Origin of the sequence: Rhodoferax sp. (genome assembly GCF_028689295.1) — a bacterium.
GTDB lineage: Bacteria > Pseudomonadota > Gammaproteobacteria > Burkholderiales > Burkholderiaceae_C > Rhodoferax.
This window is the reverse complement of sequence record NZ_JAQTWL010000001.1, coordinates 120524-146517: the sequence shown is the minus strand read 5'-3', so window position 1 is coordinate 146517 and position 25994 is coordinate 120524. Positions and strand designations below refer to the sequence as shown.

At 57.4% G+C, this 25994-nt stretch carries 26 protein-coding genes and 1 tRNA gene; 12 read left to right on the top strand and 15 right to left on the bottom strand.

Features of this window, described 5'->3' with window-relative positions; translation table 11 throughout:
* Positions 1 to 25: 25 nt before the first annotated feature.
* Entirely contained in the window at positions 26 to 1486 is a 1461-nt protein-coding gene (locus tag PHF15_RS00790) for a transporter substrate-binding domain-containing protein (RefSeq protein ID WP_300117949.1), read from the top strand.
* On the top strand, positions 1483 to 2085 hold the full coding sequence (locus tag PHF15_RS00785; protein WP_300117948.1) for an ANTAR domain-containing protein: 603 nt from the start codon (positions 1483 to 1485) through the stop codon (positions 2083 to 2085). The genes PHF15_RS00790 and PHF15_RS00785 overlap by 4 nt, the downstream gene beginning before the upstream one ends.
* A 364-nt stretch (positions 2086 to 2449) precedes the next feature.
* Here PHF15_RS00785 and PHF15_RS00780 read toward each other — a convergent pair whose 3' ends face one another.
* From PHF15_RS00780 to dusB, 6 genes are all read right to left on the bottom strand, one after another.
* Complete coding sequence (locus tag PHF15_RS00780) at positions 2450 to 2845, bottom strand: hypothetical protein (RefSeq protein ID WP_300117947.1); 396 nt, start codon at positions 2843 to 2845, stop codon at positions 2450 to 2452.
* A 109-nt stretch (positions 2846 to 2954) separates the two neighbouring features.
* On the bottom strand, positions 2955 to 3575 hold the full coding sequence (locus PHF15_RS00775) for a glutathione S-transferase (protein WP_300117946.1): 621 nt from the start codon (positions 3573 to 3575) through the stop codon (positions 2955 to 2957).
* Between the two features lie 236 nt (positions 3576 to 3811).
* On the bottom strand, positions 3812 to 5584 hold the full coding sequence (locus tag PHF15_RS00770) for a hypothetical protein (RefSeq protein ID WP_300117945.1): 1773 nt from the start codon (positions 5582 to 5584) through the stop codon (positions 3812 to 3814).
* A 306-nt stretch (positions 5585 to 5890) separates the two neighbouring features.
* A complete protein-coding gene (gene purH, locus PHF15_RS00765; RefSeq protein WP_300118600.1) occupies positions 5891 to 7483 on the bottom strand; it encodes a bifunctional phosphoribosylaminoimidazolecarboxamide formyltransferase/IMP cyclohydrolase in 1593 nt (530 codons plus the stop codon).
* A gap of 137 nt (positions 7484 to 7620) precedes the next feature.
* Positions 7621 to 7857 carry a helix-turn-helix domain-containing protein gene (locus PHF15_RS00760; protein ID WP_300117944.1) on the bottom strand — a complete coding sequence of 79 codons (237 nt, stop codon included), beginning with the start codon at positions 7855 to 7857 and terminating at the stop codon, positions 7621 to 7623.
* Positions 7854 to 8912, bottom strand: coding sequence for a tRNA dihydrouridine synthase DusB (gene dusB / locus PHF15_RS00755; RefSeq protein WP_300117924.1), 1059 nt, complete (start codon positions 8910 to 8912; stop codon positions 7854 to 7856). Before dusB ends, PHF15_RS00760 begins: the two co-directional genes overlap by 4 nt.
* A 149-nt stretch (positions 8913 to 9061) precedes the next feature.
* Between dusB and PHF15_RS00750 the strand changes: the two genes are divergently transcribed.
* Entirely contained in the window at positions 9062 to 9532 is a 471-nt protein-coding gene (locus PHF15_RS00750) for a YqaA family protein (RefSeq protein WP_300117923.1), read from the top strand.
* An 11-nt stretch (positions 9533 to 9543) separates the two neighbouring features.
* Here the strand turns inward: PHF15_RS00750 and ychF are convergent, their stop codons facing one another.
* Positions 9544 to 10632, bottom strand: a complete 1089-nt coding sequence (ychF, locus tag PHF15_RS00745; RefSeq protein ID WP_300117922.1) for a redox-regulated ATPase YchF — start codon at positions 10630 to 10632, stop codon at positions 9544 to 9546.
* Positions 10633 to 10752: 120 nt separating this feature from the next.
* Between ychF and PHF15_RS00740 the strand changes: the two genes are divergently transcribed.
* The 5 genes from PHF15_RS00740 to PHF15_RS00720 all read left to right on the top strand — a co-directional run bounded on the left by PHF15_RS00740 (position 10753) and on the right by PHF15_RS00720 (position 15360).
* Positions 10753 to 11865, top strand: a complete 1113-nt coding sequence (locus PHF15_RS00740; protein ID WP_300117921.1) for an FAD-dependent monooxygenase — start codon at positions 10753 to 10755, stop codon at positions 11863 to 11865.
* 56 nt (positions 11866 to 11921) lie between these two features.
* The gene (locus PHF15_RS00735; RefSeq protein ID WP_300117920.1) at positions 11922 to 12623 is read left to right on the top strand and encodes a DsbC family protein; all 702 of its coding nucleotides are present in this window, start codon (positions 11922 to 11924) and stop codon (positions 12621 to 12623) included.
* Complete coding sequence (locus tag PHF15_RS00730; RefSeq protein WP_300117917.1) at positions 12623 to 14422, top strand: peptidase M61; 1800 nt, start codon at positions 12623 to 12625, stop codon at positions 14420 to 14422. The genes PHF15_RS00735 and PHF15_RS00730 overlap by 1 nt, the downstream gene beginning before the upstream one ends.
* Positions 14423 to 14452: 30 nt before the next feature.
* Positions 14453 to 15232, top strand: coding sequence for an enoyl-CoA hydratase (locus PHF15_RS00725; protein ID WP_300117915.1), 780 nt, complete (start codon positions 14453 to 14455; stop codon positions 15230 to 15232).
* 51 nt (positions 15233 to 15283) lie between these two features.
* Positions 15284 to 15360, top strand: a tRNA-Met gene (locus PHF15_RS00720).
* A gap of 46 nt (positions 15361 to 15406) precedes the next feature.
* Here the strand turns inward: PHF15_RS00720 and PHF15_RS00715 are convergent.
* The gene (locus PHF15_RS00715) at positions 15407 to 15724 is read right to left on the bottom strand and encodes a DUF6172 family protein (protein WP_300117913.1); all 318 of its coding nucleotides are present in this window, start codon (positions 15722 to 15724) and stop codon (positions 15407 to 15409) included.
* A 175-nt stretch (positions 15725 to 15899) separates the two neighbouring features.
* Here PHF15_RS00715 and PHF15_RS00710 point away from each other — a divergent pair, with 175 nt between their 5' ends.
* The 3 genes from PHF15_RS00710 to PHF15_RS00700 all read left to right on the top strand — a co-directional run bounded on the left by PHF15_RS00710 (position 15900) and on the right by PHF15_RS00700 (position 19136).
* Complete coding sequence (locus PHF15_RS00710) at positions 15900 to 17153, top strand: DEAD/DEAH box helicase (protein WP_300117911.1); 1254 nt, start codon at positions 15900 to 15902, stop codon at positions 17151 to 17153.
* A gap of 130 nt (positions 17154 to 17283) precedes the next feature.
* On the top strand, positions 17284 to 18624 hold the full coding sequence (gene miaB / locus PHF15_RS00705) for a tRNA (N6-isopentenyl adenosine(37)-C2)-methylthiotransferase MiaB (RefSeq protein ID WP_300117909.1): 1341 nt from the start codon (positions 17284 to 17286) through the stop codon (positions 18622 to 18624).
* Entirely contained in the window at positions 18621 to 19136 is a 516-nt protein-coding gene (locus PHF15_RS00700; RefSeq protein ID WP_300117907.1) for a YgjP-like metallopeptidase domain-containing protein, read from the top strand. The genes miaB and PHF15_RS00700 overlap by 4 nt, the downstream gene beginning before the upstream one ends.
* A gap of 9 nt (positions 19137 to 19145) precedes the next feature.
* Here PHF15_RS00700 and PHF15_RS00695 read toward each other — a convergent pair whose 3' ends face one another.
* Positions 19146 to 19508 carry a translation initiation factor Sui1 gene (locus tag PHF15_RS00695; RefSeq protein WP_300117905.1) on the bottom strand — a complete coding sequence of 121 codons (363 nt, stop codon included), beginning with the start codon at positions 19506 to 19508 and terminating at the stop codon, positions 19146 to 19148.
* 92 nt (positions 19509 to 19600) lie between these two features.
* Between PHF15_RS00695 and PHF15_RS00690 the strand changes: the two genes are divergently transcribed.
* Positions 19601 to 19828 carry a hypothetical protein gene (locus PHF15_RS00690; RefSeq protein WP_300117903.1) on the top strand — a complete coding sequence of 76 codons (228 nt, stop codon included), beginning with the start codon at positions 19601 to 19603 and terminating at the stop codon, positions 19826 to 19828.
* A 2-nt stretch (positions 19829 to 19830) separates the two neighbouring features.
* Here PHF15_RS00690 and nagZ read toward each other — a convergent pair whose 3' ends face one another.
* The 6 genes from nagZ to PHF15_RS00660 form a co-directional block, all read right to left on the bottom strand.
* Positions 19831 to 20913, bottom strand: a complete 1083-nt coding sequence (nagZ, locus tag PHF15_RS00685) for a beta-N-acetylhexosaminidase (protein WP_300117901.1) — start codon at positions 20911 to 20913, stop codon at positions 19831 to 19833.
* A gap of 8 nt (positions 20914 to 20921) precedes the next feature.
* Entirely contained in the window at positions 20922 to 21341 is a 420-nt protein-coding gene (acpS, locus tag PHF15_RS00680; RefSeq protein ID WP_300117900.1) for a holo-ACP synthase, read from the bottom strand.
* Complete coding sequence (locus tag PHF15_RS00675; protein ID WP_300117899.1) at positions 21338 to 22096, bottom strand: pyridoxine 5'-phosphate synthase; 759 nt, start codon at positions 22094 to 22096, stop codon at positions 21338 to 21340. Before PHF15_RS00675 ends, acpS begins: the two co-directional genes overlap by 4 nt.
* A complete protein-coding gene (recO, locus tag PHF15_RS00670; RefSeq protein WP_300117898.1) occupies positions 22093 to 22842 on the bottom strand; it encodes a DNA repair protein RecO in 750 nt (249 codons plus the stop codon). Before recO ends, PHF15_RS00675 begins: the two co-directional genes overlap by 4 nt.
* Before the next feature lie 142 nt (positions 22843 to 22984).
* The gene (locus tag PHF15_RS00665) at positions 22985 to 24358 is read right to left on the bottom strand and encodes a DUF2971 domain-containing protein (protein ID WP_300117896.1); all 1374 of its coding nucleotides are present in this window, start codon (positions 24356 to 24358) and stop codon (positions 22985 to 22987) included.
* Between the two features lie 219 nt (positions 24359 to 24577).
* Complete coding sequence (locus PHF15_RS00660) at positions 24578 to 25543, bottom strand: hypothetical protein (protein ID WP_300117893.1); 966 nt, start codon at positions 25541 to 25543, stop codon at positions 24578 to 24580.
* Between the last annotated feature and the right edge of the window lie 451 nt (positions 25544 to 25994).

Here is a 25994-nt window from a genome sequence, read left to right as displayed (position 1 = left end):
AAGTTCAAAAAAAAAGCCCGCACCAATGCATATGGTTGCGGGCTCTTTTGCCGTTGTCACCGTTGACGCTTTTGTCTTCGGTAACGTGTCCACGACGACTGGCATTGAAGCCTTGGTCGCGGTCAATTACTCTGAGCAAAATGCATGCCAATCAATAGTCGGCATTGATGCTTGTTCAATGCACGAATCTTGCATTCATCGGCTCAAGGGTGGGCTTAAATGCACCGAATCAGGGAAAAGAAGCTCAATTCCAGTGCGTTCCGGCCCACCACAGTCATTGCTCAAATTTAAGAACGTCACCTACATGCAGTCAAAAACTTCCATGCCTATCAAGATAGGTGTTCTTTACTCAACTACTGGCGTGACCTCGCTGGTAGAGCGAACTCAATTGCAGGCCACACAACTTGCTATCGAGGAAATCAATGCAACAGGCGGTGTCAACGGTCGTGAAATCCAACTGATCTCCCTGGATCCAGCGTGCATGCCAGGCAACTACCCTGGCATGGCTGAAAAGCTGATTCGTGAGTATGGGGTGCGGCTCATCATGGGCTGCTACATGTCAAGCGCTCGCAAGGCAGTGATTCCGATCGTCGAACGTCAAAACGCTCTGCTCTTTTACGCAACGCCATATGAAGGGTTCGAGTACAGCCGAAATGTTTTTTATGCTGGCGCTGCACCTAACCAGAATATTTTGCCTTTGGCCAGCTACATGTTGTCTCATCATGGCATGCGCGTGGCCATGGTGGGATCTGATTTCGTTTGTCCTTACGAATCAAATCGGATCATGAACGAGTTGATTCAGGAGCGCGGTGGAGAGAAAGTCAATGAAACATACTTGCCACTGAACGCGACGCTGGACGATTTCAAATCCGTGGCGTCACGACTCCAGGCGCTTAGCCCGGATTTCATTTTTTCAACCGTAGTGGGTGCGGGCAATGCTCACCTTCACCGAGCCCTTGCAGATGCAGGTCTGGACCCATTTAAAACGCCAGTGGCCAGTCATATGAGCAGCGAAACCGAAATCGCTGCCATTGGTGCTGATCTGGCGGAGGGCCTGATAACTTGTGCCGGATATTTTCAAAGCTTGCCAACGATCGAAAACCATCGGGTAGTGGCCTTGCAAAAAGCGCGCTTCGGCGACAGTGGCAGCACAAATGTTTGTTGGGAAGCTGCCTATTTTCAGATGCACTTGCTCGCCAAGGCGATCTCAATTTGCGAAAGTGACGACCCAACATTGCTGGCTCACGTTTTGCCTGGTCTCGAATTTGACGCCCCGCAAGGGCTTGTAAAAATTGATGAGCAAAACAATCATACTTATCTGAATCCTCGAATCGGTCGATGTAACAGCAATGGTCAATTTGATGTGCTGGCCAGTGCCTCTGAGCTGGTACGTGCCGACCCGTTCGTGATCGCGCATACATCCCCACTTTGGACCGCCGAAAAGAATTCAAATTTGGATAGGCTTTTGCCAGGGGTGACGCCGTGATTAAACCCGAAATTACACTCTCGGTGCTCAAAGACATTCGCGAACTTAACGTGGTCGTTGTTCATCCCGACGATCAGGATGGTGAAGAAATCTGCGGTCAGTTGCGTCGGCTAGGTTGCAAGTACCAGATGTTTTGGCCGGAATTGGATGTGCTGCCTGAAGGAACAGATTTGGTCCTTCTCGCCGTTAGGCCAGAAACCTTGTCACTGAAGTATCGATGGATTGGACAGCCTTCAACTCCAGCCTTGATTCCCGTCTTGACGTTTGAAAATCCGATCACGATAACAGCTGTTTTACAACTTGATGCATTCGCCACAATAGCCTCCCCAGTGCGCTCGGCGGGTCTTCTCACAGCTATCGCGGTAACACTCAGCCAATACCGAACAAGGCGTGCCCTTGAGCGCTACATAGATCGCTTGGAACAGAAGCAAGCCCACAGCCAGCTGATTGAAAAAGCGACAAGAATCGTCATGGAGAGTCGAAGCGTTGATCAGTCAGATGCGTACAAACTTCTCCGATCCCAAGCAATGCAAAAGCGTGAAAGCATTGAGTCCATCGCTAACAGAATTGTCAAGGCAAATGAATTGCTTAATTTCTGACGGAAACGAGTACGTTGCCGACCATAAAGAAGAAAACTATATGTGTCAAAAGGATCAAGCCATTTCCAGTTCATCCGGATGCCACTACAGACCTGAGGATATTCAGTCACCCAGGCTTTAGTGGCTATGGCCATTAATTTGAATGAATTTGGAATTCTCCCTACCTGACATTGATGGATGACTGCACTTGGTCGGCAGCCGGTGCAGCTATCCGCGAAACCCACTCCACATTGCTGACGGTCAGGCTTCAGGGGTGAATGTCGGGTCTGGAGCGAGCATTTCGTGCAGACCTATGTCAGCAGCCGCTGCCTTGCTGCCAGCAAACCGGCAAAAGCAGTTCATAAAAAAAACACTCTCCAACAGGCTACGGCATCACCGCAACCCGGCGCTTCTTCACGACGACCACCGGAGCTGGGGCTTCCTTGCGGGAGGCTAGCCAGGACGGGGTCTCTCCCGACAAAACCGGGTTCGGTTCCTTGGGCGCATTGGCGACAGCCTTCGCTATCTCCTTTGCTTTCAGAGGCACCAGATAGTCGCCAACAACCTGAACATACTCACCTTCAGCCGTCATGGCCAGCGCGCCAACCTGCGAGCCCTTGCTCACGCTGCCGAGCAGCTTCAGATCACCACCTACGGGCCGTTCATAGGTATACCTGGACCAGGCTGCCCTGCCAAGGAAAACACGCCAGCCCGGCTTGCGCGGCCTCGGAAGCTGTTGACTGTGAGCGAGAGACGTTTCAGGGGAATGCGGAACTTGCATCAGGTAGGCGATTGGAATGGCTCGGTTGGAGAGAGATTGTCAACGGCAATCGCTTTCGACCCGCGAGAACCCGTTCCTCATCACGTCGCATTGCCGGCCAAAAGAATTCCTAAGCACCGAACTTGGCGTAATACTGCGCCACGGTCGGGGTTTGGGCGATACGCTGCATGTGGGCATTCAGTGCAGGGGCAACTTTTTCCACCAGATCGGTGGGAACGTGGTCCAGGCGACCGGAATTGAGGGCGCGCACGTCGACAAACACCTTCAGATCAGCAACGGTGAGACGATGGTCGGCAAAGTATTCTCCGCCATGCGCCTGCAACTGGCTTTGCAGCCAGGCAAGATACACGGGCATGGAGCCGTTGACGAGGGCAGTGCGGGCTTCCCTTTGAGCATCGCCCGTCATACGAAAGCTCGGACCCAGCTTGACGCCGGCTTCCTCCACCACATACATGACCTCGTCGCACAGCAGCGCCTGAAATGCATCGGCAGGGTACAAGCCTGCCAGCTTGCCCGCGTAACGAAGGATCGAGTCGCACTGTGTGACCTGAACGCCATCCACCTGCAGGGTGGGTACTTGGCCAAAGGGAGTGGACTTGCGCACCTCGGCGAATTCAGGGAACGCAAAGCGGTAGTCTTCAAATGCAACTCCGCCAATGTGAAGGGCCAGGCGCACGGGCTCGGCGCGACCGCCATGAAAATCGAAATAGGTCAGTTTGAGTTTGGACATGGTGGTTACCAGAGGGAATGAGGTGGGCCTACAAAGCGCGATTCACAGATTTTAGGCAGTTAGTCCGGCTGGAGTGAATGGCTCGCTTATGACTCTTCAAGACCCATTGCGGTTATTCATACGGAATTTCCGTGAGTCAAGTACGCGCGCGAAAGCTGTCGTTCAGAAGTGCCAGTTTTTTGAAAACTCAACTTCAAAAAATACCTTCCAGTAATTAACAATTTCAAAGAAACAATTCAATTTGCAACGTGAAAAACTCTCAAGCCCTCACGCAACTTGGGTTTTGTCGTTGGCCAAGGTATTCCCGTTTTGTCGCCCACATTCGCAACTTGGACTTTATTGTTGTTGACCATGAGTTCTGCGACATCTGCTTCTTCGAACAAAACGCTGAATTCAATAGCAACTCCCTCCCCAACCGCAACTGCTCCAGACTCAATATCAACGCCAAATTTGTCTTTCCATACCTTGGTTACTTTGCCAAGGTAGCTGTAATGTGCGGGAACGATTTCAAAGCGCCCGTGCTGGTAGAGAACTGGCTGTACGTGCTCAAATTTCCACTGATTCAGACAAGCATTCCTTACCAACCTGTAAAAATCCCACGCCGTCAACAAACCTAGCTGGCTTTCCAATGCGACATGGAGAAGCTCTTGCCTAAATGGCATTTCATTGTCCCGCTGCATAGGAGGAATATGCCGTTGGTGGTTAACCAAAGACAGTCCAAAAACATCTGTTCTGTTTTGTTCGCGCATCAAAAGCGTTGCGTGCTTGTTGGCTTGAAGTACATCTTCGTCGCCAGGAAAGCTAGCTATACCTTTGACATCAACAACGAGTGTTGGACTGACATCCTGAATCTGCAAATCCTCACGCCGACTTTTCCCCTCCTTGTCTCTCACTTTGTCCATGTCAATGACGCTTTTGAAGCCGAGAGTTTTCAAGCCCATTTGCACTGCAGCCACAAGTGGATCGCCTGTTTGCGTTAACAAATCGTGCATCCAACCGTCTTGTTTTCGTGCCTGCAACACCTGCTCATCCAAGGCAGTCAAATCTGCCTGGAATTTCGCTTCGAGTTGGCTACGTTGAGCGTGCAGTTGGACAACCTCTGGCAGTTCATAGTCCGGCAAATGTGTCCATCTGCCTTGTTCAATTCCGGGAAAGAGATGTGGAGCCATCTCTGGCAACACATCCGTAAAAAGGGAATTCAAGAAGCCTGTCTTGCCCTTGAGTTGCGGTAAAACAATGACAAAACCTTTTGGTCCATGAGGACGAAACAACGCGACAGCTTCGTTAAATTTATTTTTAACAAGTGCTATCCAAGGATCTGCACGTCGAAATCCCCCTGATAGGGTGCAGTCATAAGAGCCACCTGAAAGATGCGATTTGATGAGTTTCCCAAGAGGGGTGTTTTGATCGACAACATTCATTTCTTCGCCGTGAGATTGGGATACATCCATATCTTGTAAGTCAGATACGAAACTCCATTCGCTCCAATTGCAGGGTCGCTGATCTTCAAGTCCGTGATAGCCCTTTCTGGCGGCTTGAATTGAGCCCCGTGTCTTGGCAGCCGCAAAAACCACGAACACTCCACCAGCCGCCAATATTCTGTCGAAGTCACTTCGTACCATTGCCGCGCACCTCATTCGCGGATCAATGAACCCGCAATCACACTTTCCCCACAAATCAACCTCGCCGTCTGGTCGCTTCTTTTTGCCAACGGGTTGATCTGCAACTTCATAGTGAAGATCAACGATTACGATTTCTTGCTCGGTGTGGTTCGGCAACAGTGGATCGGAAATGAGCGGCTGAAATCCAGAGGCCATCTGAACTTTGTAAGGTTGCCCAAACGTACCGGCTTTGACGTTGAACCCAGTTTCGGCCAGGGTGTCAAGGGCGCTCGACTCCACGTCTATAAGGAGGATTTTTGGTTTGTCATATTTGACAGTAGACGTGATTTTTACGTTGACGACCTCTGATGCAACTGCTGTTGAAGTCTTGCTGCCAAATAGTGCCACTTGCTATCTCCCTTTACATTTCATCCGTGACGTTACCACGACAGCAAAGGCAATCACTTCGATGTCGGGTCTGGAATGAGTAATTTGGAGATTTCAAAGTCCTCTACCAACCTTTAACAAGTCATTCATAGCCAAAACCCCAATGACTCGTGACGCTGCAAACCGATCCTCCGCAAGCATCAAGACTTGCTTCATTCAGCGCAGCGGTCACCCGCCAAAATTGAGGGCATGGGTCCATGCCCCGATCTGTGCCATCACCAAAATCGGCCAGAACTCAAAGCCTGGCAAAAGCTTCTTTTGACCAGTTCAATGCCTGAAATGGCGCACGCCCGAATAGACCATGGCGACGCCGCGCTCATTGGCGGCGTCGATCACCTCCTGGTCGCGCATCGAGCCGCCCGGCTGAATCACGCAGGTGGCGCCGGCATCCACCACCACATCGAGGCCGTCGCGGAACGGGAAGAAGGCATCGCTGGCGACTGCCGTGCCTTTCAGGCTCAGGCCCGCATGCTCGGCCTTGATGCTGGCAATGCGCGCCGAATCGAGCCGGCTCATTTGGCCCGCGCCCACGCCGTAAGTCATGCCGTCCTTGCAAAACACGATGGCGTTGCTCTTGACGAACTTGGCAATGTTCCAGGCAAACATCAGGTCTTGCAATTGCTCTGGCGTGGGTTGCAGCTTGGTGACCACCTTGAGGTCGGCCAGCTTGAGGATGTGGTTGTCGGCAGTCTGCAGCAGCAGTCCCGAGCCCACGCGCTTGCTCTCCACCGCGTTACGGCCGTTGTCCCAGTCGCTGCCACCACCCGGCGGCAAGGCGATTTTGAGGATGCGCACGTTGACCTTGCTCTTGAACACCGCCAACGCCTCGGGCGTGTAGTCAGGGGCCATCAGCACTTCGATGAACTGCTTGGACATTTGCAGCGCCGCGCGCTCGTCGAGCGTGCAGTTGACCGCGATGATGCCGCCAAAGGCTGACGTGGGATCGGTCTGGAAGGCTTTGCTGTAAGCCGCCAGCGCATCGGCACCCACGGCCACACCGCACGGGTTGGCGTGCTTGACGATGACGCAGGCCGGGGTGTTGAAGCTCTTGACGCATTCCCACGCGGCGTCGGCATCGCCGATATTGTTGTAGCTGAGTTCCTTGCCCTGCAGTTGCACGGCGGTCACCAGCGAGCCTGGTGCCGGGTGCAGGTCGCGGTAGAAGGCGGCACTTTGGTGCGGGTTTTCGCCGTAGCGCAGGTCTTGCAGCTTGACGAAACAGCCGTTGGACTGGTCCGGGAACAGCTTGCACGACGGCGTGTTGTTGCCCTCTTCAAAGTTGAGTGAGGACAGATAGTCGCTGATGGCCGCGTCGTATTGCGCCACGCGGTTGAATGCCGCCACGCTCAACGCAAACTTGGTCGCCAGGGTTAGCGCGCCGCCAGCCTTGAGCTCGGCGAGCACCTGCGGATATTGCGACGCGTCGGTCAGGATGCCCACGTCTTTCCAGTTTTTGGCGGCGCTGCGCACCATGGCCGGGCCGCCGATGTCGATGTTCTCGATGGCGTCTTCGAGCGTGCAGCCGGGCTTGGCCACGGTGGCCTCGAACGGGTACAGGTTGATGACAGCCAGGTCGATGGTGTCGATGGCGTGCGCCTTGAGCGCGGCCATGTGCTCGGGCAGGTCGCGCCGCGCCAGCAGGCCGCCGTGCACCTTGGGGTGCAGGGTTTTGACGCGGCCGTCGAGCATTTCCGGGAAACCGGTGAGCTGTGCCACCTCGGTCACGGGCAGGCCCTGGTCGGCCAACAATTTGGCGGTGCCGCCGGTCGAGATGAGCTTGATACCCAGCGCATGCAGGGCCCGGGCAAATTCAACGATACCGGTTTTGTCGGAAACAGAAATTAAAGCGTTCATGGGGATGGGGTAAGTTAATTGAGAGTGGGTGGCAGGTTCATGAATTCGTCATTGCCAGCGTAACGCGGCAATCCAGGGGGCATGGACTGCCACGGCCTGCGGCCTCGCAGTGACGATGCCAAGCTCGCAATGACGTATCAGGCTTAATCGATGAGCTTGTGCTCCAGCAGTTTCTTGCGCAGGGTGTTGCGGTTGAGACCCAGGTATTGGGCGGCTTTGGACTGGTTGTTGTCAGCGCGCTGCATCACCACTTCGAGCAAGGGTTTCTCCACCACGGCCAGCAGCATGTCGTACATGCCATTGGGTTCGCTGTGGCCCAAATCGGTCAGGTAATTCTCCAAATTGCTGCGCACACAATCTGCAATATGCAGGGGTTTCATTGAACGGTCTCCATCTTGTTATTCAGTTCGCGATCAAGGTCATGCATCTGGCGCGCGGGCTGAGGCAGGCGATCCATGCGCGCATTGAGTTCATCAAAAAAATCGGCCACCGCGTCCCATTGCGTCTGGCAATCCGTCAGTGTATTCATGTGGGTGCGAAAGGCCTCGCCACCGGGCAGCGCCCGCACGTACCAGGCAATGTGTTTGCGCGCGCTGAGCACGCCGATGAATTCGCCGTACAGGCTGTAGTGGTCGTGCAGATGGTCCAGCAACAGGTGCTTGACCTCGGCCACCAGCGGCGGCGCCAGCGGCTCGCCGGTGGCCAGAAAGTGGGCGATTTCCCGAAAAATCCAGGGCCGCCCCTGCGCCGCGCGGCCAATCATCACGGCGTCGGCACCGGTGGCTGCCAGCACGTGGCGCGCTTTCTCGGGGCTGTCGATGTCGCCATTGGCCACCACGGGAATGCGCAGCGCGGCTTTCACGGCCGCAATGGTGTCGTACTCGGCCTGCCCGCGGTAGCCTTGCTCGCGGGTGCGGCCGTGCACCGTGACCATCTGCACGCCGGCCGACTCGGCCGCCCTGGCCAGTTGCACCGCGTTCTTGGCGCTGTTGCACCAGCCTGTGCGCATCTTGAGGGTGACCGGCACGCCCAGCGGGGCACAGGCCTGCACCACGGCCGACACAATGCTCAAGGCGAGCGCCTCGTCCTGCATCAGGGCAGAACCAGCCCATTTGTTGCACACTTTTTTGGCCGGACAGCCCATGTTGATGTCGATGATCTGGGCGCCCCGGTCGATGTTGTAGCGCGCTGCATCGGCCATCATGGGCGCATCGGTGCCGGCAATCTGCACGGCGATGGGGCCGGGCTCGCCGTCATGGTTGGCGCGCTGCGAGGTCTTGAGTGACCGCATCAGGTCGGGCCGGCTGGTCACCATTTCGCTCACCGCGTAACCCGCGCCGAGGCGCTTGCACAACTGGCGAAACGGCCGGTCCGTCACCCCCGCCATGGGGGCGACAAAGTAGCGGTTGGGCAAAACGTAGGGACCGATGTTCATGCAAAAACGTTCACAGCAAATGGCAATGCCTGGAGAAAAATAAGCAACACAGTGTTTGGGGATAAGGGATTCTAGCTGCCCAAAATTTCAGCAAATGAAATAAAGCACGATCCTTGCAGTCACCCCGCAAAACCTATACTGCGGCACCCATGGAACTCTGGATCGATCACCTTCTCGCCTTGCTGGCGCTGCCAAAATTTGGACTCAGCAGCGTGTTTGCAGTGTCGTTCGTGTCGGCCACCCTGCTGCCCCTGGGTTCGGAGCCGGTGGTGTTCGGCCTGGTGGAACTCAACCCGTCGCTGTTCTGGCCGGCGATTGCCGTGGCCACGGTCGGCAACACGCTCGGCGGCGCAGTCACCTGGTGGATGGGACTGGCTTCGCACAAGGTGGTGGACAAATACCGGCACTCAAAACACCACCTGCGCGCGCTGGCCTGGCTGGAACGGCTCGGCCCCAAGGCCTGCCTCCTGGCTTGGCTGCCGGTGGTGGGCGACCCCCTGTGCGCGGTGGCAGGTTGGCTAAAGTTGCCCTTTTGGCCTTGCCTGGGTTACATGGCCATCGGAAAATGTGCGCGCTACATCACCATGACGGCCGCGCTGATGGGCGCTTTTGGCGCCTAGGCGGCAATGTCTTACGAGCTGAACAGGAAGTTCATCACGTCGCCGTCCTTGACCACGTAGTCCTTGCCTTCGGCGCGCATCTTGCCGGCGTCCTTGGCGCCCTGTTCGCCCTTGAAGGCAATGAAGTCGTCATAGGCGATGGTCTGGGCGCGGATGTAGCCCTTCTCGAAATCGGTGTGGATCACGCCGGCGGCTTGCGGGCCGGTGTCGCCCTTGTGGATGGTCCAGGCGCGCACTTCCTTGACGCCGGCGGTGAAGTAGGTCTGCAGGCCCAGCAAATCGTAGGCCGCGCGGATCAGGCGGTTCAAACCCGGCTCATGCAAGCCGAGCTCTTCAAGGAACATCAGCCGGTCCTCATCACTCATGTCGGCCATTTCGGCCTCCAGCTTGGCGCAAATGGCCACCACCGGCGCGTTTTGCGCGGTGGCATAGGCCGTCAGGCGGTCCAGAAAAGGGTTGTTCTCGAACCCGTCTTCGGCCACATTGGCGACAAACATGGCGGGCTTGGCCGTGATCAGGAAGAACTGTTTCAACAGTGGCTGCTCTTCCTTGCTGAAGTCCAGTGCGCGCACCGGCTTGGCTTCGTTCAGGGCGGCCTGGCAGCGCTCCAGGATGCCGACCAGCTTGGCCGCTTCCTTGTCGCCACCCGATTTGGCCGCTTTCTGGTAACGCGACAGCGCCTTGTCCACCGTGCTCAGGTCGGCCAGGCAGAGTTCGGTCTGGATCACCTCGATGTCCGAGATCGGGTCCACCCTGCCGGACACGTGGATCACGTTGTCGTCTTCAAAACAACGCACCACGTTGATGATGGCGTCGGTCTCGCGGATGTGCGCCAAAAACTTGTTGCCCAGGCCCTCACCGGTGCTGGCACCCGCCACCAGACCGGCAATATCGACAAATTCGACAATGGCGCGCTGCACGCGCTCCGGATGCACGATGGCCGACAGGGCGTCGAGTCGGGCGTCGGGCACTTCAACAATGCCCACATTGGGCTCGATGGTGCAAAAGGGGTAATTTTCAGCCGCGATGCCGGCCTTGGTCAGCGCATTGAACAGGGTCGATTTACCGACGTTGGGCAAGCCCACGATGCCACATTTCATAACAAATCCTAAAACAAACTTCAATGAGGTCAGGCCGCGAAAAATGCCCTGAAAACCTGCAAAATCAAGGGGGTGAGTGTATGCGATGCGGCTTTTTGGCGCGCTTCTACAATCCGCGCCATGACACATCATTTGGATATTTGCATTCGCGGCGGCGGCATTGCGGGGCACGCGCTGGCGCTGCTGCTGGCGCGCGACCGGCTGCGCATCGGTCTCTATGCCCCCCCAATGCCAGCCACGAGCGAGCCTGACGTGCGGGCTTATGCGCTCAACGCCAAGTCCAGGGCGCTACTCGAATCGGTGCGCTGCTGGCCCGATGAAGCGCACGCCACTGCAGTGATCGACATGCAGGTCAAGGGTGACGACGGTGGCGCGGTCAATTTTTCCGCGACCGAGCTGGTCGTGCCGGCGCTAACCTGGATTGTCGATGTGCCCACGCTGGAGGCCCAGTTGCGCGATGCAGTGCGCTTTCAGCCGCACATCGAGCTGCTGGATGCCCCCTGCCCGGCCGCGCTGACAGTGGTGTGCGAAGGCAAGGCCAGCCGCACGCGGGAAGAATTTGGCGTTGAGTTTGTGGCCACGCGTTACCCGCAGCACGCCATTGCGGCGCGTCTGCAGTGCGAAAAACCGCACGCCCAGGTGGCGCGCCAGTGGTTCACCCAAGGTGAAATCCTGGCCTTTTTGCCGCTCGACGGCGCCCAAGGCAGCACCGTGGCCATGGTCTGGTCGGTGCGCGATGGCCGCACGCAAGACATGCTGGTCGAGGCGCAAGACAACTTTTGCGAACAGCTTGAGCAGATCAGCGAAGGCGTTTTGGGCAAGCTCACCCTGATCAGCCCGCGCAAGGCCTGGCCACTGCAGTCGGCGCAGGCCAGCCGCTGGGTCGGGGTCATGAACGGCCAGGCCTGGGCGCTGGCGGGCGATGCGGCACACACCGTGCATCCGCTGGCCGGCCAGGGACTGAATCTGGGTCTGGGCGATGTGGCCGAGCTCACCCGGATATTGCATAGCCGGGCCTACTGGCGTCCGGTCAACGATGCCAAACTGATGCGCCAGTACGAGCGCGCCCGCAAAACCGAAGTCACCGCGACTGACGCCGCCATGACGGCCTTGCAGCAGTTGTTCGACAAACCCGGCCCTGGCTGGCAAAAGGTCCGCAACTGGGGCTTGTCGGGCTTTGAGCGTCTGGGCTTCTCCAAGCACTGGGCGGCGCGCCGGGCCATGGGCATCTAGAACTTATTTCACGCCGACTGCTCAGACAGCGCTTAACTCATCCACACTGGACACCCATGAAACGACTCCTCTCCCCCCTGATCGCTTGCGCCTTGCTGCTGGCCAGTTCGGCCTGGTCGCAGGAAGCCGCCATCCGCAAAAACCTGGGTGAGCGCATCCCGCAGCTGCAGCAAATTGACGAAGTCAGCAAAACGCCGATTCCGGGCCTGTTCGAGGTGCGTGTCAATGGCGCCGAGATTTATTACACCGACGCGGAAGCCAATTACCTGGTGCAGGGCAACCTGATCGACACCCGGCTCAAGCGCAACCTGACCGAAGAACGCATCGACAAGCTCACCGCGATCAATTTTGCTGCGCTGCCCTTCAAGGACGCCTTCACCATTGTGCGCGGCAACGGCAGTCGCAAACTGGCGGTATTTGAAGACCCCAACTGCGGCTACTGCAAGCGCTTTGAAAAGGATCTGCAGAAGATCAACAACGTGACGGTTTACCTGTTTTTGTATCCGATCCTGAGCCCTGACTCGACTGAAAAGTCCAAAAACATCTGGTGCGCCAAAGACAAGACCAAAGCCTGGCAAGACTGGATGGTGCGCGATGTGACGCCAGCCGCCGCCAGTTGCGACAGCACGGCCATTGCCCGCAATGTGGAAATGGGGCGCAAGTTCAAAATCACCGGCACCCCCACACTGGTCTTTGCCGATGGCAGCCGCGTGCCTGGCGCCATTGGTGCTGATCAGGTTGAAAAACGCCTGAACTGATGGGCGCGCTGACGCCTTCTGCCACTCCAGCCCCCGTGGGCTATCTGGTGCGCGCGCTGGATTTGCACGCGCATTTGTTCGAAGTCACGCTCACCGTCGCCCAAGCCGCTGCTGATCAGGTGGTGAGTTTGCCGGTCTGGATTCCGGGCAGCTATCTGGTGCGCGAATTCGCCAAACACCTGCAAGGCCTGCAAGCGCGGCAAGGCAGCAAACCGGTGGTCATCACCCAGCGCGACAAGTGCAGCTGGCAAATCGACGCCAAAGCCGGCAAGGCGCTGGTGCTCACCTATCAGGTCTATGCGTTTGACAACTCGGTGCGCACCGCCTGGCTCGACACCCAGCGCGGCTTTTTCAACGGCACCAGCCTGTGCCTGCGCGTGCACGGCCAGGAAGACACGCCACATCAGTTGACGCTGGCCGACGAGGGTCTGCCCAAGGACTGGCAAGCCGCCACGGCTCTGAATCCAAGCAAAATCACCAAGCGCGGCTTTGGCGACTACCTGGTCGCCAACTACGACGAACTGGTGGACAGTCCGGTCGAGCTTGGGCCCTTCTGGCGCGGAGAATTTGTCGCCGCCGGCATCAAGCACCAGTTCATCGTCTCGGGTGCGCCTGCCAGCTTTGACGGCGCGCGCCTGCTGGCCGACACCCAGGCCATTTGCGAGGCCGAAATCAGCTTTTGGCATGGTCGCCAGCCGCAGCAGGCGCCACAGCGCCACTATCTGTTCATGCTCAACGCCGTACATGAGGGTTATGGCGGGCTGGAGCACCGCAATTCGACCGCGCTGATCTGTAAACGCGCCGATTTGCCGCGTCATGGCCAAGCCAAATCGGGCGCGCCGTCGGATGGCTACACCACACTGCTCGGCCTGATCAGCCACGAGTACTTTCACACCTGGAACGTCAAACGGCTGCGCCCGGCTGAATTTTCCCGCTACGACTACACACAGGAAAACTACACCGAACTGCTGTGGTTTTTTGAAGGTTTCACCAATTACTATGACGATCTCTTGCTGCGCCGTGCCAGGCTGATCGACAACGCGCATTACCTCAAGCTGCTTTCCAAGACCATCCATCAGGTGTTGCAAACGCCCGGGCGCCAAGTGCAAAGCGTGGCCCAATCCAGCCGTGACACCTGGGTCAAGTACTACCGGCAGGACGAAAACACCGTCAACGCCACGGTGAGCTATTACACCAAGGGCTCGCTGGTGGCACTGTGCCTGGATTTGAGCCTGCGCCACAGTGGCAAGACCAGCCTGGACGCGGTGATGCGCGCGCTGTGGCTGCGCTGCCAGGGCGGCCCCATGACGCAGGACGACCTGCTGGCGGTGTTGGCCGAGCTGTCGGGCAAATCGTATGCGACGGAGCTGCAGCAATGGGTACATGGCACGGCTGACCTGCCGCTCAAGAAACTGCTGAAACAGCACGGCATTCACGTTGAGGAAGAGCGTGCCCCACTGCCAGACCAGTTGGGCCTGAAGCTCAATGAGCAGCAAGGCATCCGCGTCAAGAGCGTGCTGCGCGGCAGCGCCGCCGAACTGGCTGGTTTTGCCGCGGGCGACGAGTGGCTGGGCGTGACCACGGGCCAGGGCAAAACCAGCCACCGCTGGCGACTCAACAAACTCGACGACCTGACCACTTACCTCGGCAGCGACACCCGTTGCCGGGCGCTGATTGCCCGCGACCAGCGCCTGTTGACGCTGTCATTGAACTTGCCGGACACCGTGCGCAATGCCACACTCTCGGTGACCGACACAAAGCCTGTCAACGCCTGGCTCAATGGCGAAGTCGCCGCTTGATTTCTCAAATTTTCACCAACAGGAGACCCCATGACTTACGAACTGATCACCGTGCGCACCGAAGCCGACAAGGTGGGCATCATCACGCTGAACCGACCCAAGCAGCTCAACGCGCTCAACGACCAGCTCATGACCGAGCTCGGCACCGCGCTGCACGCCTTCGACGCTGACGCCGGCATCCATTGCATGATCATCACCGGCAGCGAAAAAGCGTTTGCCGCCGGCGCCGACATTGGCGGCATGGCCAATTACACCTTTGCCGATGTCTACAAAGACGACTTCATCACCCGCAACTGGGAAAAAATTCGCGCCGTGCGCAAGCCCGTGATCGCCGCGGTGAGCGGTTTTGCGCTGGGCGGCGGCTGCGAACTGGCCATGATGTGCGACTTCATCATCGCCGCCGACAACGCCCGCTTTGGCCAACCCGAGATCAAGCTCGGCATCATTCCCGGTGCCGGTGGCACGCAGCGCCTGCCGCGCGCGGTGGGCAAAGCCAAGGCCATGGACCTGGCGCTGACCGGGCGCATGATGGATGCCAATGAAGCCGAACGCGCCGGGCTGGTCAGCCGCGTGGTGCCGCTGGATAAACTGATGGAAGAAGCGCTGGGCGCCGCCCTGTTGATCAGCGAGTTCTCGCAAGTGGCCGTCATGGCCGTCAAGGAATCGGTCAACCGCTCGTTTGAAGGCACCTTGAATGACGGCATCATGTTCGAGCGCCGGCTGTTTCACGCCTTGTTTGCCACATCCGATCAAAAAGAAGGCATGGACGCGTTTGTCAACAAACGCAAGGCCGTTTTTACCCACCAATGACACGCAGCCAGCCAAAAAGTGGCTGGCGAATCGCTATAATCTCGCCCTGTCGGTGGTATAGCTCAGTTGGTTAGAGCGCAGCATTCATAATGCTGATGTCGGTGGTTCAAGTCCACCTACCACCACCAAAAACCAAGAACCCGCATCGGTCAACGGCCTTTGCGGGTTTTTCAATTAAAGGCTATCGTCTGCTTGCGGATCAGCGCCAATGCGGGCGGTGCGGTGCCCCGGTTTGGCCAGCAGTTCCAGGTAAAACGCATCGCCGCCCTCTTTGGCCACAGCGTCGATCAAGGCGGTCAGGGTGGCAAAATGCACCCCCTGGGCGTTGTCCGGGTTAGTACCAAACTTGCAGTCAAAGTCCCAAAAGTCAACGCCCTCGGGCAGGGTTTTGCGGCGCTCGCGCTTGATGTACTGGCGAACTTCGTGTTTGGTGGCATCGAGCACGCGGTCGCGGTTTTTACCTTCGATGTTGAGTTGGAATGTTTTTTTCATGTTGTCCTTTGAGTCTGCTGTGTGCCGCCTGCTGACGGCGGCCGCGAGTGGGGGTGATTATGCGTCCCGCCCCATGGCCGCCGTCTGCCACTGCTGGCTGATGCGAAACACGTAAACTGCCCCACTATATTGCCGCTCCTCCTTGCCGCCCCTGACTTCACCCCGCACCATTCCTATGTCCTTTTCCACACTTGGCTTGTCCAGCCCGCTTCTTGAGGCCGTTCGCGGCATGGGTTTCGACGCGCCCACACCCATCCAGTTGGGAGCCATTGGGCCGGCACTGCAGGGCCGCGATGTGCTGGGCTGCGCGCACACCGGCTCGGGCAAAACGCTGGCGTTTGCGTTGCCACTGCTGCATGGCCTGACAGGCTCCACGGGGAGGCAGGCGCAGGCTCTGGTGCTGGTGCCCACGCGCGAGCTGGCCACCCAGGTGGGCGACACCCTGCGTGCCCTGGCGCAGCACTTGCCCCAGCAGCCCAGGGTCAGCGTGGTGTTCGGCGGGGTCTCGATCAACCCGCAAATGATGGGCTTGCGTGGCGGCACCGAGGTGCTGGTGGCCACGCCGGGGCGGCTGTTGGACCTGGTGGCGCACAACGCCCTCAAGCTCTCTGGCGTGCGTCTGCTGGTGCTCGACGAGGCCGACCGCCTGCTCGACCTGGGGTTTGCCGAAGAACTGAACCAAGTGCTGGCACTGCTGCCCGCCAAACGCCAAAGCCTGTTTTTCTCGGCCACTTTCGCGCCAGCCGTGCAGTCCCTGGCCAACACCCTGCTGCATGACCCGGTGCGCGTGGATGTGCGCCCCGACGCCGCACCGCCCACGGCCATCGTTCAGCGCGCCATTGCCGTGGACACGCCCAAACGCACCCAATTGCTGCGCCACCTGATCCGGCAGAACGCCTGGACACGGGTGCTGGTTTTTGTGGCCACCAAATTTGCGGCAGAAATTGTGGCCGACAAGCTGCGCAAGGCCGGCTTGACGGCCGAGCCCTTTCACGGTGAGCTGAGCCAGGGCAAGCGCACGCAGGTGCTGACCGACTTCAAGGCCGATCGCCTGGGTGTGGTGGTGGCCACCGATGTGGCGGCGCGCGGGCTGGACATTGCGGGCTTGCCGGTGGTGGTGAACTTCGACTTGCCGCGCTCGGCCAGCGACTACACCCACCGCGTGGGCCGCACCGGCCGCGCGGGTGAACCGGGATTGGCGCTGAGCTTTGTCAGTGCTGCCACGCTGGCGCACTGGCGGCTGATTGCGAAGCGCCAGCGACTTGAGGTTGAATTGGAGAGCATCCCGGGGTTCGAGGCGACAGAGGCCGCACCGCCCGCCTCCAGCGCCCCCGAGGCTCCCGGCAACGGCGGCATCAAGGGCATGCGCCCAAGCAAAAAAGACAAGCTGCGCGCGCTGGCGGCGTCGGGAAAAACGCCCGTGCTTTAAAATTGCGCCTTCTTCAACAGCCTCTGGATGAACACCATGAACCGCTGCTTCTTTGCCCTCAAGGGCTTTTTTGTGGGCTGCTCGCCCTGCCGGTGACGGTGGCAAAAAAACACACAACACCAGTTTCACCATGAGCAAAAAAGTATTCATCAAAACCTACGGCTGTCAGATGAACGAGTACGACTCGGACAAAATGAGCGACGTGCTCGGTGCAGCCCAGGGCTATACGCAAACCGACAATGTGGAAGAGGCCGACCTGATCCTGTTCAATACCTGCTCGGTGCGCGAAAAGGCGCAGGAAAAGGTGTTCTCGGATTTGGGCCGCGTCAAACACCTGAAAAAAAAAGGCGCCCTGATCGGCGTCGGCGGATGCGTGGCGAGCCAGGAGGGCGAAGCCATCATTGCCCGCGCGCCTTATGTGGATGTGGTCTTTGGACCACAAACCCTGCACCGGCTGCCACAAATGCTCGATGAACGGGCGCGCCTGAACCGCTCGCAAGTGGACATCAGCTTTCCCGAGATCGAAAAGTTCGACCACATGCCCGTCGCGCGGGTGGAAGGCGCCAGCGCCTTTGTGTCGATCATGGAAGGCTGCTCCAAATACTGCAGCTACTGCGTGGTGCCCTACACGCGCGGCGAAGAAGTGAGCCGCCCGTTTGAGGACGTGCTGATCGAGGTAGCCGGCCTGGCCGACCAGGGCGTGAAGGAAATCACCCTGCTGGGGCAAAACGTCAACGCCTGGCGCGCACCGATGGGAGAGACGTCGGAAATGGCCGACTTTGCCACGCTGCTGGAATACGTGTCGGACATTCCCGGCATAGAGCGCATTCGTTATGTGACGAGCCACCCCAACGAGTTCACGCCCTCGCTGATTGCCGCCTACGACAAATTGCCCAAACTGGTCAGCCACCTGCACCTGCCGGTGCAACACGGCAGCGACCGCATTTTGATGGCCATGAAGCGCGGCTACACCGCCATGGAATACAAGAGCACGGTGCGCAAGCTGCGCGCCATCCGCCCCGACATGGCGATGAGCAGCGACTTCATTGTGGGGTTTCCGGGCGAGACCGAAGACGACTTTGGCAAGATGATGAAACTCATCGACGACGTGGGTTTTGACAACAGTTTCAGCTTCATTTTCAGCCCGCGCCCGGGCACACCCGCGGCCAACCTGGCAGACGACACGCCCCACGAGGTCAAGCTGCGCCGGCTGCAGCACCTGCAAACGGTCATCAACGACAGCATCAAGCGCATTTCCGAGAGCCGCATGGGCACGGTGCAGCGCATTTTGGTCGAAGGCGCGTCCAAGCGCGACACTACCGAGCTGATGGGCCGCACCGAGTGCAACCGGGTGGTGAATTTTGTCGGCCAGCCGCGCCTGGTCGGCCAGATGGTCGATGTGACCATCACCGACACCCGCACCTTCACGCTGCGCGGCGAGGTGCTGACCCAAGACACGGCGCTGGTTTGAAATACCTGCAAGGCTACCCCGCCGCCACGCTGGCGCAGGTGGCGCACATGCTGCAGCACGGCAAGGTGGCCGACTGGCTGTTGCAAAAATACCCGCAGGCGCACACGGTGCGCACCGACCGCGCCCTGTTTGACTATGTGCAAGCGCTTAAATCCGATTACCTGCGCGGCGCCGAACCGGTCAACAAGGTGCTGTTTGACAGCAAGCTGCATGTGGTGAAAAACGCGCTGGGCACACACACCAGCGTGTCACGCGTGCAGGGCAACAAGCTCAAGGCCAAGCGCGAAATCCGCATCGCGTCGCTGTTCAAAAACGTTCCCGATGAATTTTTGAGAATGATCACCGTGCACGAACTGGCGCACCTGAAGGAAAAAGCCCACGACAAGGCTTTTTACCAGCTCTGCCAACACATGGAGCCCGGCTACCACCAGCTCGAATTTGAGGTGCGGGTGTACTTGACGCATCTGGAAACCTCGGGCGCCCGGCTGTGGGAAGCTGCGGGTGAGCCTTAGGGACTTACCTCAGCCCCCGGCACGCTTGACGCTGTGGCCCTGGGCCTTGAGCAGCGCCATGACACGCTCGACATGGTCACCCTGCACTTCGATCACGCCGTCTTTCACCGTGCCGCCCGAACCGCAGGCGGTCTTGAGTTGCTTGCCCAAAGCGATCAGGGCCGCGTCATCGAGGTCCAAGCCCTTGACCAGCGTCACGCCCTTGCCGGCCCGCCCCTTGGTCTGGCGCGACACGCGCACGATGCCGTCGCCCGCCGGACGCTTGACGGCCGAGCGGCAACTGCACTGCGCCTGTGGCTGGCGGCATTGCGGGCACATCCGGCCACTGTCGGTGCTGTACACCAGGCCACTGCTGAGGAGTTTGTCTTTCATAGTCTGGCCTGCAAGTTTTTAAAGATTTGAATTTTCTCGCATGGCGACGCAAGACCAGCCAAAATAGCCACCCCACTCAAAGGAAATTGCACATGTCACGTCCCAGCGTTTGGGCACCCAAAATAGTCGGTCTGATCAAGGGCGGCAACAGCTCGGCTGCCCTTGCGCAGATCAAGGTGGCACCCACCGTGAAAGACCTGCAGGACCTGCGCAAGCTGCTCATGGCGGGCAATCTGCTCAAGCTGCACCCCGATGTGGACGCAGCGACCAACGACATGATCGCCGAGCTGTCAGCGCCACGGCTGCACCGTTCGCCCTGAGTTCAGGGCAGCAGGTCGAGCGCCTGCATGTAGGCTGGCTGCACCATCAAATCGTCCCATGGCGTGGCGTGCCCGGCAGGCAACAAGGCCAGACGGCGTTCTTCGCTGGCGTCGAGCTGCTGCCACTGACCCTTGAGTTGTGCTTCGGTCAGGCCGTTGATCAGGGCGTCGAGCTCGGCGCCCTCGCCTGCTGACTGGTTGCACAGCAGCACCAGGTCACAGCCGGCATTCAGTGCCGCCACGGCCGCCTGGGTCGGACTGACCGGCTGGCCGTCCAGCACGCGGGCACCGGCCATGGACAGGTCGTCGCTGAATACCGCGCCGCTAAAGTGGAGTTGACCGCGCAGGATGTCACCGAGCCATTTGTTTGAGAAACCAGCCGGCCGGGCATCGACCTTAGGGTAGATCACATGGGCCGGCATGACGCTGGCGAGGGCCGTGCCGAGCCAGTCGTAGGGCTGGGCATCGTCGGCCAGAATAGCTTTGAGGCTGCGCTTGTCAACCGGAATGTCGGTGTGTGAATCGGCCTTGACAAAGCCGTGACCCGGGAAATGTTTACCGCAGTTGGCCATGCCGCTTTGCAGCATACCGTGCATCAGGCTTTTGGCCAGCAGGCTCACCACGCGCGGGTCACGGGCAAAGGCGCGGTCGCCAATCACGCTGCTCTCACCGTAATCCAGGTCCAGCACCGGGGTAAAGCTCAGGTCAACGCCGCAGGCGCGCAGCTCGGCACCCAGCACGTAGCCACAAGCGGTGGCGGCGCGGTTGGCACGCATGGCACCGCTGCCCTCGCCGGCCTTGCCATCCTTCAGCCACAGTTCGCCCAGAGCGCGCATGGGCGGCAAATGGGTAAAACCATTGGTCTTGAAACGCTGCACGCGACCGCCCTCGTGGTCAACACAAATCAGCAAATCCTTGCGCAGCTTCTTGATGCTGTGGCACAGCGCGGTGAGCTGGTCACGGCTTTGCCAGTTGCGGGCAAACAGGATCATGCCGCCCACCAGCGGGTGCTTGAGGCGCCGCTTGTCTTGTTTACTGAGGGTCAAACCGGCGATGTCGATGATCAGGGGGGCGTGCAGGGTCATGATGTACCTTATGAAAAAGATGACAGCGCATTGTCGCTTTTGCCTTCCACCACGCAAAAGCTCGCCGCGTAGTCGGTTTCATCGGTCACGCTGATGTGGGCGCTCAGGCCTTTGGCCTCGAACCATGTTTTGAGTTCGCCGTGCAACACGATGTGCGGCTGGCCGCTGGGCAGCTTGCCCACCTCGCACAGGCGCCAGGTCATGGGCATACGCATGCCCAGGCCGATGGCTTTGCTGAACGCTTCCTTTGCACTGAAACGCGTGGCCAGGTAGCGCACGCCACGCTCGGGCCAGCGCTGGCTGCGCTGGCGCCAGGTGGCGAGTTCGGCATCGCTCAGGATTTTTTGCGCAAAGCGTTCCCCGTGGCGATCCAGGCTGGCCTGGATGCGGCGCACGTCACAAATGTCAGTGCCAATGCCGTAGATCATGCGGCTTCACGAATGCACCGCAGGTAGTCCTTGACGGTGGCGCTGTAACCCAGCTCCAGCGCATCGGCGATCAGCGCGTGACCAATCGAAACTTCGCTCACGCCCGGCACGCCAGCGATAAAGGCGGTCAGGTTGTCGCGGTTCAGGTCATGGCCGGCATTCACTTCCAACCCCACGTCCAGCGCAGCTTGGGCGGCTTTGGCAAATCGCGCCAGTTGCGCTGGCTGACCGGGCGTGCCCCAAGCGGCGGCGTAGGGTTCGGTGTAGAGCTCGACGCGGTCCGCGCCCACGGCCTTGGCCGCCGCCATGACGGAGGCATCGGCATCCATGAACAGGCTGACACGCAAACCCCACGCGTGTGCCTGATCGATCAAGGGCTTCAGCACCGCTGCATCGGCCGGGAACATCCAGCCATGGTCGCTGGTGAACTGGCCTTGCGCGTCGGGCACAAACGTGACCTGGTGCACCGGCAGCTGCCGCGCCACCAGCGCACCCACCACGTCCATCAGGTTGTGCAAGGGGTTGCCCTCGATGTTGAACTCGCGGTCCGGCCAGTCCTTGAGCAATTTGGCCAGCTCGGGCACATCGCTGGCGCGAATGTGGCGCTCATCGGGACGCGGGTGCACGGTGATGCCGTTGGCACCGGCTTGCAGGCACAGCGTGGCCGCGCGAGTAACACTGGGGATGCCCAGGTGCCGGGTGTTGCGCACCAGCGCAACCTTGTTGAGGTTGACAGACAAGGAAGTAGTGTTCATAAGCTTTGCAGATCAATCATCATTTGCCGGGTGCGCAGGGTGGGCACCCCGCAATGGTAATTGAGCAGGGTGCGCAATTGGGGCTTGAGCGCGCTGGCCACTTCAGCACAAGCGCGCAACACTGTCGTGAGGGACACGCGGTCCCCCAGGGCTAGTTGCAGCGCCGTCCACTGGGCTCCACTCAAGCTGCTGCGGTCAGCGTCGTTGGCCAGTCGCAAACCGCCTTCGGGCACCAAACTGTAATGTTCATCCGGGTGCAGCGCCAGCAGCGTCATGGTTTGGGTATCGAGCAAGGGCAGCAGGCCAATTTCACGCAGCAGCAAGAGCTCGAAGGCACGCAGGGCTGCTTCGAGCACCTCGCCGTGCTCGCTGGCAATGATCTGCACCACGCTGGCATAAACATCAAACAAAACCGGATGTGGGTCTTCACGCGCCAGCAGCAGCATCAGCAGCTCATTGAGGTAATAACCCGACATCAACGCGTCACCGGTCGGCATGACGTGACCGCCCTGCCACTCGGCAGCTTTGAGGGTTTTGATTTCAGCCTCGCCACCAAAAGCCAGGTGCAACGGTTGCAATGGCAACAAAATCGGTCGAAAGCTGGAACTGGGCCGCTTGACGCCCTTGGCCACCAGCGCCATGCGGCCATGGTGGCGGGTGAACACGTCCAGAATCAGGCTGGTTTCGCTCCAGTCGTAGCGATGCAGCACATAGGCCGGTTCGTCAGAAATGCGCTTGGTGGCCATTAATAAAAATTCATCATTTTTGGGGTTTTGGAGGTCCGATTAAGTTTAAAAGACCCGAAGCCGACAGCCAAATTTCCAGACAGCGGTCATCCAATTCATCGGATTTGGTGCATTAACGTTTCAGGTAACAGGCGCGAGCGCGTCAGCGCGAAGCGTCCTTGTTGACCTGACTGTTGGGCTTAAGTAGTTCTTGTTCATTCAAACTTTTTAACACCAAGGCCGCTCTTGGGTGCCCCATTAATCTCGAAGTATTAAGAACGCCTTTCGCATATTCAATATCGCCACCGCCCCTAATTATCTCTACGCCGAGGTTGAAAGGAATGCTTGGATCATTGTGATCTAATTCGTTAGCCTTTTTGAGCAGTTCAATAGCCTCAGAGTTTCTAAGCAGCGCGCTTAAAGCGCAACTTTGTTGATATAAAATATCTGGTTGATCGGGGAACATATTATTTAATTTGCTAAACACATCAAGAGCGCCTTCATGGTCTCCACTCATCCCCAAGGCCATTGCTTTTAAATTTAGAAGGTGTGGTGAATCAGGTGAATCACTTGAATTGGAGTCAAGTTGATACAAAGCCTCTTCGAAATCACGTTTTTCTAGCAGTCTCATTACTTCATGAGCAAATTGCTCAACACTCAGCTGCTTTATCTTATTTCCGTCTTGATCTACTGTTTTCCCGCTTGCGAGCGAAATGGGGGGTGTTGTTTTCTCGATTTTGTAGGGGGTGCGTACAACCTTGTTTCCCCCTTCTTGTTTTACCATTTCATAAAGAAGAACTTCATTTGGAATGTTTCTAGTGGCTAGATTTATATAATGTTCCCGTACTTTTTGAGGACATTTTAGGCCAAAAACAATCTCTGATATTCTGCCTGGCCATTCGTAGTCTCCTCCCAATGGTTCAACGTAACGCCATTCTTCTTCATACGCCCAACAAGTTGGCTTTGTTCTTATTGCAGATTGAAACGTTTTATCTGAAAAGGCGATCTTAAAAGAAGAAGTGTACGGCCTGCCTGATTCATCAACACTCATACTCATCTGAACATTAAACCCTTCATCAGACATTCTTGGTATTTCATCCGAATAAATCACCTTCATAAAATTTTCTGTGCTACAAAATTTCTTACCTTCTTCTGGTGAAAACCCGATGCAAATTCCCTTGTGATCTTCAGCGTAGTGCGCCCAAAGCAACTGAACTGAGCAACTTGAAGACAAACTGAATATTCCGACCTGATTCAGCTGATCATCTAGGTTTTCGAATAACGTATCAGGGTTGGAAGATGGATGTCCGTTTACTCTCAACATTACATCCTTGTAATACTCATACGAGCTTGCTATGTCGGTTTTTTGGGAAAGTATTTCAAGGATATGCGGAAGCTCATCTGGATTTACCCCAAAAAATGGAGTTCTTTCCTTTATAGATTTATGAACCGCAATAACAAAACCAGCAATTCCGGCGCTTTTCATCTCAAGAGTTTTTTTTTTATCCAATTTGCGCCAATTACTTGGAGAGAACATTCAAACGGATCGTTAAGTGCATGCGCTGTCGATAAACGCACTTTCCCCGTGGAAAAGATCATATCCGTGTATTTTGAGTTGCCTCTGTACTTGTAATACATAGTTATCGATTCTTTGATTTCGTTATCACGGGGTTACACATGCCCAACGTTTGAATTCACCGGACTGCGCGGCATTTCACACAGGTCCGGTGGAATGATGGGTTGGGCAAGAGCTTCATTACCTTGAACCTCTCTTGTCTTCATTGATGATCAAACGTTTAACTTCTTGGTTAATGCCTTTTCTAAATACGTTTGCTTTTTCTTGCGTGCTGTATGCCAGGGACAAGCGGCTACTGAGGGCTTGAGTTTTTGCGTTTTGTTTTCTGACCTCGTAGTTATGCTTAAAGATAGCGCGTCGAGATTCTCCGAAGACAGACTCCCAATCACCGTATTCATCCTCTACCTTATTGAGTGCGGCGTTCATATCAGACTCTATTGCGGACCGTTTGGCACCCAATTCTTGCAACAGGTCTGCCGGTTCAAATGGTGGTGCCCATTGTTTTGATCCAGCAGTGTTCGCGTATTGAACAGCCTCTTTGCGAAGTTCTTCGATATCCGAAGTAGGGCCATCACTCCCGTAGCGTTGCGAAAAGCTGGCAGCAACAGAGTCGATGCATTCAGTCGCTCGCTTTAGCGGATACTTTGGGCCATATTCCTTCCATATACCGAGTTCCTTTTCGGTAAACGGCCAGAACTTGCTCTTCTCATCTTCCTTGAGATGCGAATAGGAGGGGAACACATCACCACCCAAGCCCAAGGTACATGACATATTAAGGGTCGACAAAAATGATCGCCGCAATTCAAGGGTCTGTGCCGTCCGTACCTGTTGTTGAGTTGTTGCGGGAGTCCCGTCGGGTAATCGATAGCGGAAGGTCATGTACTGAACCTGACCTTCAATCTTGCTCTTCTGATCGCGCGCTATCGACAATTGCCCTTCAATATTCTTTAGGTTTTGCGTCAGCCGCCAGCGTTCTTGCTCCAACTCGGCCAAACGCCCTTCGGCTTCGGCGATCTTAGGCGCTTGCTTCTTGATAATGCCCTCGTATTCGGCAACCTGTTCAGCAAGTCTTTCCTTCTGATAGACGGGTAAAACAGTGTAGAAGTAACCGAATATTGCAACCACAGCCAAGGCTATCTGAGCCACGTGACTGACCGTCTCGATAGTCAACCTTGGGCTATTGTTTCCCCGAGCTGTAGGGTGGGCCTTTCGCAAAGCCTTTCGACTTGCAAAGTGCCTTTGGAAGCGGTTAGTCATCCGTGGTAGTGACATTGGTTAGGCCCAACGTTCACGCCCACCGGCGCGCGGCAGCGCTACTTGACCAAGGTGCGGTGTTTCCCGCGCGTCCGGGTGGGGCGTGCTGTTGGGCGACACAACGTCAATCATTGGCGGGCAGTCTCCGAGGCATGCTTGTTTGCGGTAATGCGGTCATTGCGATACTCAATGGCCGATGCTACGCCGTACAGGACAAGAACCACAGGGGTCGCCCACGGCGAAACGAAGTGCGAGAGCAACCCGCATGTGAAACCGATGAACAGGACTGCGAACGGTGCAGAGAAGCTCCGCGCCCCCGATAACCAAGTGAAGCCCAGAAACA